Origin of the sequence: Chitinophaga sancti, from assembly GCF_034087045.1 — a bacterium.
Classification (GTDB): domain Bacteria; phylum Bacteroidota; class Bacteroidia; order Chitinophagales; family Chitinophagaceae; genus Chitinophaga; species Chitinophaga sancti_B.
The window spans coordinates 50923-66971 of the sequence record NZ_CP139247.1 but is presented as its reverse complement, the minus strand read 5'-3'; the positions used below and the strand labels follow the sequence as shown (position 1 = coordinate 66971).

The 16049-nt window shown below is 37.1% G+C and carries 11 protein-coding genes; 5 read left to right on the top strand and 6 right to left on the bottom strand.

Translation table 11 applies throughout. The features are described 5' to 3' along the window. Nucleotides 1-4: 4 nt before the first annotated feature. The 5 genes from SIO70_RS00285 to SIO70_RS00265 form a co-directional block, all read right to left on the bottom strand. The gene (locus SIO70_RS00285; RefSeq protein ID WP_320578353.1) at nucleotides 5-1747 is read right to left on the bottom strand and encodes a hypothetical protein; all 1743 of its coding nucleotides are present in this window, start codon (nucleotides 1745-1747) and stop codon (nucleotides 5-7) included. Nucleotides 1748-2080: 333 nt separating this feature from the next. Then, nucleotides 2081-2581: a hypothetical protein gene (locus SIO70_RS00280; RefSeq protein WP_320578352.1), complete on the bottom strand. Its 501-nt coding sequence runs from the start codon at nucleotides 2579-2581 to the stop codon at nucleotides 2081-2083. Between the two features lies 1 nt (nucleotide 2582). After that, nucleotides 2583-4415 carry a hypothetical protein gene (locus SIO70_RS00275; protein ID WP_320578350.1) on the bottom strand — a complete coding sequence of 611 codons (1833 nt, stop codon included), beginning with the start codon at nucleotides 4413-4415 and terminating at the stop codon, nucleotides 2583-2585. Further along, nucleotides 4412-5800 carry a DUF4407 domain-containing protein gene (locus SIO70_RS00270; RefSeq protein ID WP_320578348.1) on the bottom strand — a complete coding sequence of 463 codons (1389 nt, stop codon included), beginning with the start codon at nucleotides 5798-5800 and terminating at the stop codon, nucleotides 4412-4414. The genes SIO70_RS00275 and SIO70_RS00270 overlap by 4 nt, the downstream gene beginning before the upstream one ends. Continuing rightward, complete coding sequence (locus SIO70_RS00265; protein WP_320578346.1) at nucleotides 5775-7031, bottom strand: DUF4407 domain-containing protein; 1257 nt, start codon at nucleotides 7029-7031, stop codon at nucleotides 5775-5777. Before SIO70_RS00265 ends, SIO70_RS00270 begins: the two co-directional genes overlap by 26 nt. A gap of 1006 nt (nucleotides 7032-8037) precedes the next feature. Between SIO70_RS00265 and SIO70_RS00260 the strand changes: the two genes are divergently transcribed. Genes SIO70_RS00260 through hxsC form a run of 4 tightly spaced genes read left to right on the top strand, consistent with a single transcriptional unit; the run spans nucleotide 8038 to nucleotide 11687 of the window. Next, on the top strand, nucleotides 8038-8769 hold the full coding sequence (locus tag SIO70_RS00260) for a peptidoglycan-binding domain-containing protein (protein WP_320578344.1): 732 nt from the start codon (nucleotides 8038-8040) through the stop codon (nucleotides 8767-8769). Beyond that, nucleotides 8747-9115 (top strand): His-Xaa-Ser system protein HxsD, encoded by a 369-nt coding sequence (gene hxsD, locus SIO70_RS00255; protein ID WP_320578343.1) that lies wholly within the window; start codon nucleotides 8747-8749, stop codon nucleotides 9113-9115. Before SIO70_RS00260 ends, hxsD begins: the two co-directional genes overlap by 23 nt. A 2-nt stretch (nucleotides 9116-9117) precedes the next feature. Beyond that, a complete protein-coding gene (hxsB, locus tag SIO70_RS00250) occupies nucleotides 9118-10605 on the top strand; it encodes a His-Xaa-Ser system radical SAM maturase HxsB (RefSeq protein ID WP_320578341.1) in 1488 nt (495 codons plus the stop codon). After that, nucleotides 10590-11687 (top strand): His-Xaa-Ser system radical SAM maturase HxsC, encoded by a 1098-nt coding sequence (gene hxsC, locus SIO70_RS00245; protein ID WP_320578339.1) that lies wholly within the window; start codon nucleotides 10590-10592, stop codon nucleotides 11685-11687. Before hxsB ends, hxsC begins: the two co-directional genes overlap by 16 nt. 16 nt (nucleotides 11688-11703) lie before the next feature. Here the strand turns inward: hxsC and SIO70_RS00240 are convergent, their stop codons facing one another. Further along, nucleotides 11704-14859, bottom strand: coding sequence for a hypothetical protein (locus SIO70_RS00240; protein ID WP_320578337.1), 3156 nt, complete (start codon nucleotides 14857-14859; stop codon nucleotides 11704-11706). Nucleotides 14860-15308: 449 nt separating this feature from the next. Here SIO70_RS00240 and SIO70_RS00235 point away from each other — a divergent pair, with 449 nt between their 5' ends. Further along, on the top strand, nucleotides 15309-16037 hold the full coding sequence (locus tag SIO70_RS00235) for a LuxR C-terminal-related transcriptional regulator (RefSeq protein ID WP_320578336.1): 729 nt from the start codon (nucleotides 15309-15311) through the stop codon (nucleotides 16035-16037). Nucleotides 16038-16049 lie beyond the last annotated feature (12 nt).

Here is a 16049-nt window from a genome sequence, read left to right as displayed (position 1 = left end):
AATGTTAATGTGATTTAAGAACAGAAGTGGCATCATAAGTTTGTACTTCCCCTATCTTCCCGGCATATTGATCATATTTTGGTATAATATCGTTACCTCGCTTATAGAAAACGACAACCTGCTCACGACATTTATTTGTTTTATCAAACAAATCTTGCGTAAGCAAAAATGCTTGATTGATTATTTTTTCGGAGGCTTGTCCTACATAACAGACTGTTATTGGAACTCTTGTGCCGGATTCATCTACAACATTAAACATATAGTTGTCGCCGCTTGCATTTTCTCCATACCCTATTCGTAATTTTTTTCCTTGTAGGTATGCGATGCTTGGAGGAAATAGGCTTGCATCAGATAGAATATTGTCTAATTCTTGTAAGGTTGCTATGTAATTTTCACGTACTAATTCATTTGGCCTATCACGATCTTCTGTGAAAGTCAGCCTGTTATTAGCATCCGATTCAATTGGTGCTAAAAACGGAGTCAAATTGTCCGCTTCATACCAATTGCCGGAATGACTTTTTTTTGCTGTTCCGGTAGATAATGCAACAATTATCTCTTTTTGAAGGATGCATGTATCTTTATTTGTTAGAAAGAGTGATGTGCATCCGGTTTGTTCTAAATAATCGAGATGATAATCTGAAATGCGCTCGTCATCCTCGATTAATTGATTTGCTGTATTAAAAAAAAATGTTTGAAAATTATTAGGTCCATCCCTTAGATGCTGTACTCCCAGATTCTCGGTTATATGCACTGGGGTGATTTGGAAGTGAAAGCAATGTGGTTGACCATTTAAAATATATAGGTGTTTATCTATTTTTTGGAAAAAATAGTAGACACCCTTTTTGTGGTTAGACTTTATTCTCCTATAAATCCCCTCAAAATCAATACTTTTAAGTACAATAGAGCTACGAGAACTCTTGTGGGCAAGTAGGGGGTTATTTTTAGAAATTGTAGAATCTTTGTGCCAATTAAGTGTTATTATTTCTTTTCTCTGGGACTCGAGTACTATTTTCCGGAAATGGCAAAATTCGGAATGAGTTGGTTCAGGATTCATTTGCGGATTAAATATCAAATATGTAGCATCTTCCCACAAAATATTTGTACGTGTATTCGCGTCTAAAGTATGGGGAAAGTTCATTGCCTCGGAGCAAATTAAGGATATAAAATGAACTGAAGTTTGTCCATTTCTAAGAATGTATACTGAATTTCCTTCAATTAGATTGTCTCGTTCTACTGGAACTGCTCTAGGACCCATATGAGCAGTTTTAAACTGAATTAACACAATTAATTTCTGCCGCCCATCATGAACTCCTCTGAAAAGGTATACTAGTGGGTCAACATAAGATTTTCCTTGGTTAAATATTTCTTGTTCAAAATGAATATGGATTTCATCACTCTCTGTTTCCTGTTGAAAAGCTAATATTTCTTCGGGAGTAATTGATTCACAACCGATTGCCCATAATTTTTCCCGAGCAGGCCACTTGTTTTTGTCACTTAAGTTTGCTACGATAACCCTCCAGGAACAGCAATACTCTGGAGCTAGGAAAAAGTCAGTATTAGTTTGAATAGCTTTTTCGAAAATCGCATGTAACCTGCTATCAACATTATCTCTATTGCCAATAAAGCTATTGTCGGCTTTAAGGTGGCCTTCGTGTTGATAGAGTAAGACATTGTAAGGGTTAGACCTTTTTTCAAGCGCTCTTAGATGCGTTGTTATTCCAAGATTTTCTAAAAATACAAATTGCATAATGTTTTTCTCGATTATAAAACATTCATAGATTCTTTCTAGATGTGAAAGCGAGGTAATTTAATATCAGTAATTTAACGAACTAATTCACCCTATTACAAATTACATTAATGCCAAACGGATGATATGATGTGACTTGCAAAGGTTTTGACTCAAGTTAAAGTAATGAAATTTGTTAACATAATCAAGGACTCAGAACCATGTTTTAATAAATTGTATCGGGTATCTCCGTGTAGGTAAGAGCTCAGGGAAATTTGAAACTAAAAAGATCTGAGTTAATATGACTGTTCATAAATATTGATTATGAAGTATTAATACCATTCAGATATTCAATTAATGGTAAAAAGGTATTTCCACTGTTGGTAAGAAGCTCCTCAATAAAGTTTCAAATGCCGGATTCAAACATATCATAAACCCTAAGAATATACTCCCTCTCAAAATGAAGAATGCGACGTTGTTAGATTCTGCTTCTTTGCTTTCATTTCTTGGACCAAGTATGAAAAGCGAGAAAACCCTCGTGACATAAAACCAAATAATAAACCAGGTAATACCCAAACCAGTAAATATGGAACAAACCTTTAAAACAGGAAAAAGGTTGTCAGGCTTAATTGTAATCTGGTCGTATGCTTCGTAAAATATATTGGCAGATTTACTGGTTATAATCGCTACCACAATAAATAGGATAGAAATCCATAAACCCACAGCTAGTTTTAAAGTCCCCTCACTATTATACTTTGATTTTACTTTTCGGGTGAGCAATTGAATAACGATCAAGTTTGTAGCCAGTATGATAGTAATGAATAAGCTTAAGGTCAATATTTTTGAAGTAATCATTTTATTTTGATTTTAAAGATATTCTCCAGTAATTAAAATTTGAGATTTCATTTGGAAGTAAACCAGGACGTGTATTAGGGGCGGTGGTTTCCCAAAGAGAATAGCGTGTCGATTGGTAAGTATAAGATTTGCCTGAAAAGGGCAGGTCAATACCAAGTAAGGAATGACCATAGTATTCGCTGCTTAATAAAGCTACGTCATAATTATAATGTGTTAATACGGTATATAATAATAGCGTCCTTGAGTCGCAATCTCCTTTTAGTTTAGCCAGGAATTCTACCGGTGTGTTTATACCAAAAGTTTCATAACCTTCGCACAATGCGTCAGGAGACAAAAGATATTTTTTTATAAATTTGTCAGCATACAAGTGTGGATCACAATCGTATGGCAAAATTAGCGCATACGGGATGGATTGGACGAAGGATACGATCACTTCGGCAAATTTCACATTGTCTAAATTATTAGTTGTTTTAATGGAGTCTAGGAGTTTATATAGACCATCCAACTGGTTTTTATCGTTTTCTTTTAATAAATAGATAATTTCATCATAGTTATTTGCATTTGTTCTTGTTTGGCCCAAATTATTTTTAAACACATGGGCATTTAGATATGAGCTATTTTTTACGTAAAAGGATCCATCATAAGACACATCGTCATAATCTTTCCAATGCCAATGATGTATTATCAAAGTATCCATTGTAGGATGTTTATCTAATGTATCTGTAATTGGATTATACTGTGGAACCAAATCCTGTGGATGATAGGGCGTTGTCTGCCTGGGTATATATACAGTTGATCTTTTATGAGATGCAGTAAACATAAAAAACAAGAAGGATAAGAATAGTAATCCACCAATGATTCTCATAATCCAAATTAATACCCTGGTATTGATAAGATTAAATAGCAGTACTATTACGAAGAAGGGTAATATTATCGCCAGATTAGGTAAAATGGTAAGGATGTATATCAGGATAATGATAAAGGAGATGAGTCCCATCGTGAAAGATAAGATGCCTGCAAAACATCCATTGTTCTTATTATCTTCATAAACCCAGTCACTCCAGTATTTCCCCTGGTAGTCATCTTCCAGGTATTCTGTTCGTTTATAATTCCCATTCAATTCTATTAAACCTGTTGCAATGGGAGTTGTATTTTTATTCTGAGAAATTTTGCTCTCATGTATGGGAGCAGGTTGATTTATATATTCTCTTTCTTCATATTCTTCCAATATAAAATCCAATATATACCCTGTGACAAAAGCCTCTATGGTGCCAAAAACTTCATTATTTTCCTCTTGATGCAATTTTCTGTTGAAGGTAATGTCCCTCAATTGTGGATTGTGTAGTTCCACAGCATAATCCTTGGTTTCATTATTGATGGAAATGCTACAGGGAATACTGGCAGGTAACCGATTTCTTGGAAACTGATCGTCATTTTTGAAAATGAATGGACCTTGTATGTTGGTATGTATACCCGTGCAATTATTGCAAATACATAAAATAGGAGGGATTACTTTGACATAAGCTTCGTAAATACTGAAGGTGAAATATTTGCTATACTCTGCCTCTTCGTTATTCAGCAGAGTAGGGTCCCCCCAATATTTCCCAGTCATCTTCCCGTGAATATATGTTTTACGTGGAAGGTACCTTGCCTTTTTTATAAGTTTGTATTCTCTGTTCAGTTCATCCCGGTAGATGATATCTTTTTCTTCTTCTATTACCACAACTGTATTTGGTGGCGGAGGTGGCAAAGGTTGCTCAGCTTTCTTTTTATTAGAAAGTAGAAAAATGTATATCAGGAAACTAAGAATCGCTATTATAATTATTGTACTCAATTATTTTTTGGATAAATGATTTTTAATAATTGTTCTTCAGATGCAAGTGGGCGTTCCGTACGACGCTTCGTTCTAAATGGTGCATCGGACCAATATTCATATTTTTCTATAACCTCAGGTATCAATATTTCTTCCAACTCCTTTCTTAACTCATTGTACTTTTTCGGACGGATCTTTTCCAGTTTGTCCAGCAGCGGAATTAAATTGCGCCAAACATGCTGGTTGTATGTGTTGATTTTTTCAGAAAATATGGCCGTATAAAGGATTTTGAATTCCTTATATTGATTAATAACAAGTTCATTTTCAATTTCTTTCTTTATTTCATAAAACCCTCCTTTATTTCTGATGGAAAATTTCCAATAAACAGGTAATAAGAAAATTCCACATCCTATAAATGTAATTAACCAAGGTAGTATGTTATTCGCAAGCAATAATTGTATCTTTTTGGTATAGAAATTACTTTTTAATAGTAGGGCATTTAATTGGTAATAATTTTCTGTTTTTTGATTAATATCCTTTAATAGTTGTGACTGATACTTTTTAACTTCTTCATTATTAGTAACCAAAGATTGAATCTGTATCCTTGAAGTATTGTCACTTGTAATCTCTGCTTCAAGCAATTCTCCCAGCGTTGTACGAATACTGTCACACATGGATGATTTACTGTTGAAAAAGAACGAGTGACTATATTTATTCAGTGTGTCGATAAGCTTGATAGCTGTGTTAAGAAAACGGGCATCCTCTGTTACCTTATTATTGAGCAAGAATGTATTGTTGGCTATAGTGATGGAATCATCCAGATGCTTACTATTTAAACTTACATGTTGTGAAAATAATTTTTGAAGTTGTATTTCATCAATGATGAGAATGCTATCAGCAGCAATAACCATATTCGCTTTATAAGCAGCGGTATGTTTATTCAGATTAGCCATGGCTGCTGGAGCAAACGGAGACATTGGGTGATAGAATATTATTACATTGAGGGGTTGAACGATGATAATGGCCAGGAGTGATATAAAACTCATCCTGAAACCTAATGCTGTTTTTTGTGAAGTTGTAGATACTGCTTTTTTATGTCCTTTCTTTTTATGTGTAATAGGTAAAAGAGTAGGTGATACCGTGTACAATAGGAAAAGGTACATGTTGGTAATAAGTAAGGCCCAGAAGATCCCGACTGGAATGCTTACCCATTTCATTCCACCTTCCAGCAATTCAAAAATAAAAGATGCTGCGCTGGCAAAGCAACCACAGAAGATCATCAGTACAAAAATTCCTATTCCACAGAATTTAAGCTGTATGATCCATTCACAACGTTTAATGATATTGGCGTCCTCCCCTGAAAATGTACAGAAGAATTGTCTAAGCATGTGCAGTACCTTGCTCATGTTGATTTATACTTTGAATGTAAGCGTCCAGATCCTGGTCAATTTTGGCTTTTTCCCTCGCTTTGTACTGTTCTATTGCATATTCGGTTAGCTCTTTTTGGATTTCGGTTACTTTTATCTTTTCATAGACTAATCTTTCTGCTTCGTGATTGATGATGAGATGGCGCTCTAAGCCTTCTTTGTCCTTATAATAGTCGTAGCGTACTTCTATTCCTCGTTCTGCTTTGATTAACTCATCCCGGTTTTCTGCCAGGTAGTCGTAAGGGCTTTTGATGAGCATGAGTTTGAAAAATACTGGCGTTAATTCTATGGCGAGGAACAATAAAGTGATAAAAAGTGTAATCCAAAATCCAGCAATCTCATGGGTCAGTTTAATACGTTCAAGCAGACCATCTAAGCCGTTTGCTATCTTTTCATTATTATTTCTTTCCTTTTCTTTTTCGGCTCTTAGTTGCTCCTGCTTTTGTTTTAGAAGAGTCAGTTGTATCTGATTACTTTTGTCGAATTGATCTAATTCAAGATTCAGGGCATCCATTTGACTTTTGAGGGCTTTTGATAGAGGTCCGTTACCTGCACCTGCAGCACCAGTTCTACCCTGTAACTGATCTATATATTCATTTTCGGCATTTTTAATACGGTTGGTCAGATCATTTCTTGCGATAAGCATTTTGCCCATATCTGCTTCCAGCAGTTTTTCTCTTTCTTCATATGTTTTATCTACTTTCTTTTGATATTCAGCTTGTTGTTCCAACTGCTTTTCTCGCAATTTGATATCAATTTCAGTTTTGAACATTCTGATCTCTACTGGTTTAGAGATGGTGAGGGCAATGATCGCGCCCATGATAATTCTGGGAATAGCTCCTTTGAATTCATCCCAGGTGATAGCTTCAGTACCGTCGCCTTTCCCTGTACTGGTAACGATAAACCGATCTATGTTAAAGATCATAAGTCCCCATGCAAATCCGAATATGAGTGATAGCATGATAATCGTCCAGTTCACAGTATCATGTTCAATAGCCGAGCCTCTGGGTTCAAAGATGGTATAAAAGGCATATCCTCCTGCAAGGCCTGCCATGGCGCCAGTGGCAAATACAATGCCCCCCAAACAAGCGTATTTGACCTGGTCACTGTAGGTGGCACTTTCCAGTAAATATCTATCTCCTCCTGCTGCCTTCCAAAGGAGGCGCATGAGAAGGTTAGACTTTGGTGTTTCGTAAAAATTTCTTTTCATAAAAAATTGGATGAATTAAATGTAGAATGCTGAATATTTAGATTCGATTTACGAACCTTGATATTTGGTATGAATACTTGAATATCAGGTGATGAAATACTTATTTTTCCTATGAATTTTATACCTGTGGTAAGATTGAGAATGGTAGTTTTGAAAGAATCATTTCGAAGATGGAATTCTTTGGTTAGCGGGATATTGATATTTTTTTTTCTGAAAAACCCATGAATTGTTAAGCGGATCGTGTCTATTTGTATGTTTTGGGTATCAAAGACGGTTATTGGGCTTGTGGATTTAACCCTTAATGAGTGGAACGAATACCAAAGGGCGTTGTTGAATTTGTGGTGTAAAATGAAATAGCTATTATCAAACTGGTGTTTTATACCATACTTTAAAGTTACTATTTCGAGCCGTTTTTTAGGGGTAAAAAGAACTTTGACGAATCTACCTGTCACAATAAAAGCAAATTTAATTTTGCTTTTTATAGCTGGAACATAGTCTGAGAATAAAAGAATATTCATGTTGTTTCATAAGTTTTTACACGAGATAGTTTAACTATTATGCATATGCATAGATAGCCCAGTGCTCTCTTGTATAGAATAAATGTCTCCTGGCTTTAGAATAACTGATATGGGGAATTTGTGGTTACCAGGATGATGTATACACTGCACTCATGAACAATACAATAATCTCAGGAACAAACATCGAGGTTCTAATCTTCGAAGCTAATGTAATAAAAATAGTTAAATGCTATATGATTTTAAATAGGGGATTTTTCCCCTTCTTTATTTATGCATTTTTTAAGATCTTTATATCATAAAATTCGTAAAGAAGTTTTTTTTATTCGAATTTGATATCATTAGATTAAATTTATTATTTTGCTAATGTTACCTTTTGCAGCTTACTGCAATAAATTTAATTGATATCGTTTTCCTGGCATTGTTGTAGCGAAGTTGAAATTTTACCCATTCTTTCTATAGAGACCTATTTATCACTAAAAACTACCCCTATGAACACGGAAAAATTCGGTTTTCAAGCGCTTTTTAAAAAGACCCTCGCAGTAATGACAACTGCTATCAGTACGTTGACAGCTACCGGAAATGCGGTTCCCGTAAAGTCCTTAGTTGTTGATAATGATAAGGATATAAATTATGGTAACCTTCATAGGAATGTCTTAAAACCCAAATTGACATTGAAGTTAAATGTGAATAACCCTGAGAATAGCTTGGTACTAATGCATACATCACATAGTTCTCATAGTTCGCATAGCTCTCACTCGTCGCATTCATCTCATTCGTCGCACTATTCGTCATCTTATAGTACTGGTGGCTATACGACCTCGGGTTCGTCATATTCAACGCCGTCATCTTCGTCAACTTTACCATCATCTACTTCTACCTCTTCTTATTCTTCGGGCACTTCAGCCTCTTCATCTAAATCTTCTGCTAAAAGTGTTCAACCACTACTTGCCACTAGTTATAATATAGATTTTTGTATTCCTTCATTAAAAGCAGGTGAAGCATTTAAATTATATAGTGAAGGACAGGATGTGGAAGCGTTACAGAAAATGTTGTCTTTGCATATAAAAGGGTTTTCTGTAACTGGGTATTACGGTAATCAGACCGTGAAGGCCGTTAAGGAGTTCCAGGAAAGAAATGGGATGGAAGGAAACGGTATAATGGATAGTACGACTTTAGAACTCTTAAGAAAGCAATGTTATGGTCTATCAGTTAGCAAATAATATATTGACAATTATAATAGATGCTGCAATTTATAGTGAACCGGTTTTACTAAAATGTTTTTATTGGTATGCAGGTACTTTTGAAGTAGACATAGCTATGGGGACTATCTCCTCTTATTCCATTTCCTTGAAACTAAAGGATGCCAATGATACCTTCGATTGGGAACATACTATACAAAAGATAAAGCAGGATCTTATAGATTTTAAGCTGAGACAGATAGTGACTGATGAAACCACTACTATAAGAGAACTGATAATAGCAAAAGCATTTGCTCACTATGAGGAAGAAGATACGCCATTAACTGAAATAGGTGATCCATTGGGGTTTGATCCGAAAATAATTTGAGTATGGATGTAAAAGTCGGTGTGGATAGGAAGACAAGGAAGTTTAAGGAGCGTGAATACTATCGTGGGGAAGATGTAAAGTATCACTTGCTACCATTTAGATTCCATAGAGTACCAGATGGAAGAGAGATCATTGTGAATGAAATAGGAGATTTCCTGGTAGTTCCTAAAGGAACAATTGAACGTATTGTGACGAGGACTATCACACCTGAAGAGGAATTATATGAAGACCTTGTCGCCAGTTTTTTTATTTCCCCTGAACCTATTCCTTCCCTACTTGAAGTAATATCAACCAGGTATAGTACTAAAAAGTCATTTTTAGACGCCTTCACATCTTTGCACATATTTGTTATTAGTCTGCGATGTGAGCATACCTGTCATTATTGCCAGGTTTCCAGGGTGACTAGTGACAGGAACAAGTACGATATGAGTAGATTTCATATTGATGCTGGTATTGAAATGATGATGCGATCTCCGAATCCAAACGTTACCATGGAATTTCAGGGAGGTGAGGCGTTATTGGCGTTTGAAAATATTATATATGCGGTTGAAAAGACTAAGGAGGCTGCATTGGTACATAATAAAAATGTCAGCTATGTGATCTGTACCAACCTGGCTCCGTTAACTGATGAAATGCTTAACTATTGTAGTGAGAATAGCATTCTCATTTCTACATCATTGGATGGGCCGGCTTTTATACACGATAAAAATAGGCACAAACCTAATGCAAGTAGTTACGAGTTGGCGGTAAACGGGATCAATCGCTGCAGAGAAATGTTAGGTTACGGAAATGTATCTGCATTAACAACGACGACCAAGCTGTCATTAGAACATCCTGTGGAAATTGTAGATGAGTACGTTAGGCTTGGGTTTAGGAATATTTTTCTGAGGCCCATTAGTCCTTATGGTTTTGCTGTTAAAAGTGAAAAGAAGAATAAATACGAGACTGGCAGGTTCCTCGAGTATTATAAAACTGCGTTGCAGCGGATAATTGATCATAATTTGAATGGGTACTTTATCCGGGAAGATTATACCTCAATCATATTAAGGAAATTGTTGACTCCATTTCCGGTAGGCTATGTAGATCTGCAATCACCTTCGGGAATGATAAATAATGTGATCGTATTTAATTATGACGGTGCCATTTATGCTACGGATGAGGCAAGGATGTTAGCCGAAATGAAAGATTATACCTTTCGATTAGGCACGTTAGGGGAAACATCTTATAATGAAGTCTTCTATGGAGAGAAAGTGCAAGCAATCAGTGAGGTCATGACAAATGAGTCTTTACCTGGGTGTTCTGAATGTGTTTTTCAAACATATTGTGGTGCTGATCCCGTTTTTAACCATGCTACGCAGGGAGATATGGTAGGATTCAGGCCGACGAATTCATTTTGTCAAAGGAATATGGAGATCATCCAACATATTATTATGTTGATGGAGGATGACAAACGAATAGAAAAAATATTTAAAAGTTGGATAACCCATTAAAGCTGATGGTATTAAGGACTAAAGGTATACCCAATAAGATTGATACGCCTATTGTCGGGAGAATCTCCTTCTCCGGATCGGACCTGTTGGTAAATTCGGAATGTATTTTATCCACTGGTAGTGTGAGAGATATGCCGGGGGTATATGGTATAGGTGATCTCAGCCACCTTTACGAAGGAGATATTGTAGTAGTACATGCTGATGGTGTTGTAAATACAGTATATAGAGTAAATTCTGTACATAATTTCCTTTTATTTACCGAACGCTGCAATAGTAATTGTCTGATGTGTTCCCAGCCGCCGAAAGATAAAGACGATACTGACTACTTATATTATTTGCATAGTAAGACTATACCACTTATACCGAAGGATTGTTTTGAGTTGGGAATTACCGGTGGGGAACCAACATTATTAGGGGAGAGGTACTTTAAATTATTGGAGCAGATACAGTATGAGTTACCCAATACAGAGGTTCATTGCCTGACAAACGGTCGCTCATTTGCCTGGCCGAATATAGCCGGCCGTTTAGGTGACATGCATTTTAGGAGATTGATGTTGGGCATTCCGATCTATTCTGATTACCCTGCGCAGCATGACTATATTGTGCAGGCGAAAGATGCTTTTAATCAGACAGTGAAGGGGTTGTATAACCTGGCTAAGCAAAATGTTCGTATTGAACTTAGAATTGTATTGCATCAACAGACTATTCCAAGATTGATGAAGCTGGCTAAATTTATTTATAAAAATTTGCCATTTGCTGAACATGTAACTTTTATGGGGTTGGAATATCAGGGGTATACACCTCATAATATTGATAAGTTATGGATAGATCCTTTGGATTATGGAGAGGTATTATCTGATGCAGTGAGTTTTTTAGGGGATATGGGCATGAGAGTTTCCATTTATAATTCTCAATTGTGTACAATTCCGAAAGATGTGTGGGGGTATGCAAGGAGGTCTATTTCGGATTGGAAGAATGTTTATCATGAGGCTTGTGAAGGGTGTGGTGTGAAAGAGCAGTGTGGTGGATTCTTTGCTTCGGGGATGAAAAAACATAGTAGAGGCATAATGGCAATTGTATAGAAGCACTTACAAGTCTTTATAAAGACTTGTAAGTGGGATTGTAAGACCGGAATTTAATGATGTTATTCAATTCCGGATCATTCAGGATATCATGAAATATAGCAAGATTTTTCTTCGCGCTTTTCTTCAACACCGCATCATAAAACTGGTCTGAATTTTCCAGCGTCTTTAATATTACCGGCTTTATCAGCGCAATAATCTGATCTTCATCTTTCATCACCTTTGTATTTAAGAGGAGTATAGTTAATGTGCACAATGGTCTTAATTCGAGGTTATTAAATGCCCAACGGATCCAGTGGAGTTTATCAAATAGTGTGTATGAGCATGTTTCTTCCCTGCATAGGTGTTTCATTATTGGGTACCATATATGCAAATCCCTTGGTAATAGCTTAGGGATAAGTGCATTTAGAACTGGATACGCCTTTGAATGATAAGGCACCTTGACAAGGGCGGCAACAAACTGTTGGGTCAGTTTTCTGTCAAGCTCAGGAACTTCTTCCATAAGTGATACAAGGTGTTGGGCGAGTACCAGGTTATGTTCCTCATTGTTTTTAAATACGAAAAGCATACCGATACACATTTCTCTTGAATGACGATCTTCACCGTTTTTAATATAACTGATCAGTTCAGGTAGGATGATATCAAAATATTCCTCCATGTTGATGCAGGAGAGTAAGGTCTCGCAATTTCTACAATTGAATTTGTTTTCTTTTAATAAGGTTAAGGCTTGATGCAACATTTCTTCCGTGTATTCAGGCACCCGGATCAACCATGTAATTCCATAGAGCAGCTTTTCGAAAGTAGTTGTATTCCTGATAATATCCAGCATAACAGGTGGAAGCCATTTAATATAAAAATGGTAATAACTTTTTCTTCGAAGAATACTAATATGCGATTCCAGTTCTGCACAATATTTATAGAAATCATATTCAAACTCTGGTTTTGATGCGACGATAAGGGAGCAGATTTCTTTAATAATTGGAGACAGGTGGGTATTGTCCTGCTTATTATAATTTACGAATAGTTTATCTCTGACATTGAAGGAGGTCTTGCTTGTCTTACCGTAGCAGTAGAATTGATGTAGAATGATACATGCAATGACGTTAATCATCGGTAAGTCACTCACACCATCGTAATCATATAGCCATTGCATGATGGTGTCAATGGTTTTGTCACGTTGGATTTCCAGGTATCTGTGTAAGGCTTGTTTAGTAGAGAATGGCGCAATAGGTTCTAAAAATAAATTTTTAGGATCATATATGTGGCAACTGAAATAAAAATGGATGAGGTGAGGACTCATGGTTATGGTGGATAATGCTATCTTGATGAGCTTGAGTTGATTGGGGTAGGATAGGTGCGAATGGAAGACCAGCGGACCTACTTCATGAGGAAGGAAGAAGCCGTTTTGTTCATGAAGGGTGAATGTTTCAATAGTTGTATAGTGTTTATCAGGATGGGATAGATGTTGTACGGTGTTGATGAATATATCGACAGCTTTTTCTTTTTCAGGATGGTTATTGACGATAGAGGATAGTAATTGTTGCATGACGGGCGAGACGTCCTGTTGTAGAAAGGCGTGTTTTGAGATCAGCCAGGGGAAGCCTTTCTTTTGTGTAGGGTTTAGTTGATCCCAGGGTACCTGTAGGTCCAATGATTCGCCAGCCAGGAATTCTCCAATCCAGAGGAAGATTATTCTGATGCCATTGTCTGATAGGAAAAAGAGATTTTCCTGGATGAGTATGGGGATAAGAGCAGGATGGTCTTTTAGAATATCCTGGTATGTTTCGTAGGATAACCAGTGATTTTCGGAATGACTGGCTAAGAGAATGAGAAGGTGGTGGATGATGTTAGAAGGTATATTGGTCAGTCTGGCGATATTGGCACATTTTCTTTGAATATAGGTGGCTACTAATGGATAGTTATCTGGAACAGCGGATATAGCTTGTGAAGAAACATCATGTAAAAGACGGATTACAAGTGGATGACTCAACCTGGAGATCGTCTTGAACTTTCCTGGTAGATTATATAATGAGAATGCCTCGTTGGTTTGTTTAACATTAAAACTTCCCATTCTTATACCTGGATGCTTATAGAAAGGTTTAGTGGAAGTGATGATCAGTTTTATGTTCGTGTTCTTTGCCCAGCCAATGGAGTGTTTGATCCACGAGTTAAACTTACCTGCGAATTGATTGCTCATTTCATTTAATCCATCAATAAATATGATGCATTGATTATTGTATATACTATTACAGACAGTGTGCATTAAGTCTTCTATTGTGATGATTTCCTGGGGATGTTCTGTTAGCGTTTGTTGTAGTAATCTTTTTATTTCTCCTCGCAGGCCATGTGGTCTTAGTTCGAATTGCCAGGCGGAAAAGAATAAAACATATCCCGCTGAGATGGATTGAGTGGCTGCGTATGCTAGTAAAGAAGTTTTGCCTACGCCTGTATCGCCAATTATAAATTTAATATGGCCTGAACTATGAATGAAGGAGTGTATTTTGGTGTCTTCATCGCGCGGGCAATAATACTCGGGCAAATAGATGCCTTTGTCGATCAGGCTATTGATAGCAGTGAGCGCTTGTAGATTGAAAATGGTGGCGATTTCGCCATAGTTTCGAAGGTATTGTCTCATCAAATATGTCTTTGAAAGATATTCCCTGAGCATCTCAAATTGCCCTGTTCTTTTTGGGTTATTGAGAAGGAGTACCCTGGAATATCGATCGGATATTTTTATACCCCACACGTTTAATGTGTCTGTTACTAAAACAGGTAATCCATGCATGCCTGTTGTTTGTAAATGATAATCACATTTATCAATTCTAATGTCCTCGAACTCCCAGGTATGTTTGCCTTGAGAAAATACAGGGTGGGAGACATCTATGATAAGTTCAGCCTTGTAGGAGAAATATAAAAAAAAACGGGTGTCTTTTTGGATGTGGATAACAGCTATGTCATTTCGAAGAGATGAATAATACTTGTTTATTACTGCATCGTATTCATGACCATAATAATCCCGGATGCGGATATTTTGTAGGTTTGAGATTAGATGATAACAGGTGATAGCCAGTCCATGAGGATCGATAAAGAAACCATAGCCTGTAACCTGGTTGTCGGCATCAAGGATGGAAATAATAGATAGTGAAACGTGACTTTCATTGTGGAGAGTCATAGGGTTGCATTTAGGTTGAGGGAATGGGTTATCTATATAGGGTTATTCTACAATATAATGATTTTTTAAAATTTAATAAAATAGGAGGAGAAAATTATTGTTTTATGAGTAATTCAGGGGTGGCAAAAGGTAGGGATTAGTGCAGTGGGAAGAGGGTCAGGAGGAGAGCGCCGTGTTGAGTGATCTGTGGCTAAGGAATTCTGTGGAATAAGACATGGGAAGTGAGCCGTGGGTAGGGAGGAACCAACGGTAAGGGCAAGCGAAGGTTAGTGCTTGCCCTGTACCCTGGCACTAGAAAAGTTGTAGTAACTAATGGGGTTAATAAAATTGGGGTTCTAAAGTAATGGTTGAAAGGTTTCGCAAAAATAAACAGGTTTTTATCGGAGGTCAACTGCGGATTTCCGCAGTTTGGACAGGAATTCTTAAATTAGAGGAATTAAAAATTTGTCATGTCCAATCCCGGGGAGTTTTCCAGATCTATGATCACAGCCTTGCCTGCCGATTTGAACAGTGAACAGGCAGTTAGTTTAAGACGTACAATACAGCGGTTTCCTGAGGAAGCAATATATGTGTATTCCTTTAAGGAGAATAGGATGGTATATGCGGATGGGTGGGAAGAGGTGCTGGGGTATGAGGATAGTGAGATCAATATGCTGAGTATTGTGGATATCACAACGCCGGAGTATAAACCGTTTTCATTTGAACTGAATGACAAGGCGTTGATGTTTATTATGAGCCGCACGGAGGAACTGGAGAAGTATAGTTTTACAATAGAACTGAAGAAGTTGCATAAGAATGGGACGCCGGTGCCGCTCATTGTGCGGGTGGGAGTGTTTAGGTCTGAGAATGGCCGGGTGACGGAGATAATTGGGAGGAACCAGGTCAGCCAGCGGTTGAAATTGGGGAAGGTGATGCAGTATGCGGCGTATGGGCCGGAGAAGGCGGAGTTTGAGGAGGAGTTGAATAAGAATTTGTTCCATTATTATGCGATCTCACAAAAAGAGAAGGAGGCGCTGGCCATGTTGGCACAGGGGAAGTCGTTTAAGGAGATCGCGCATGAGTTGAATGTTACACAGTCGGCGATAGAGAAAAGGATTATTCCATTGTATAAACGGTTTGAGGTAAAGAGTTTAACGCATTTGGTGACGTTTGCTATGGAGAATCATATTTTGCCATGAGGCAGAGTTATT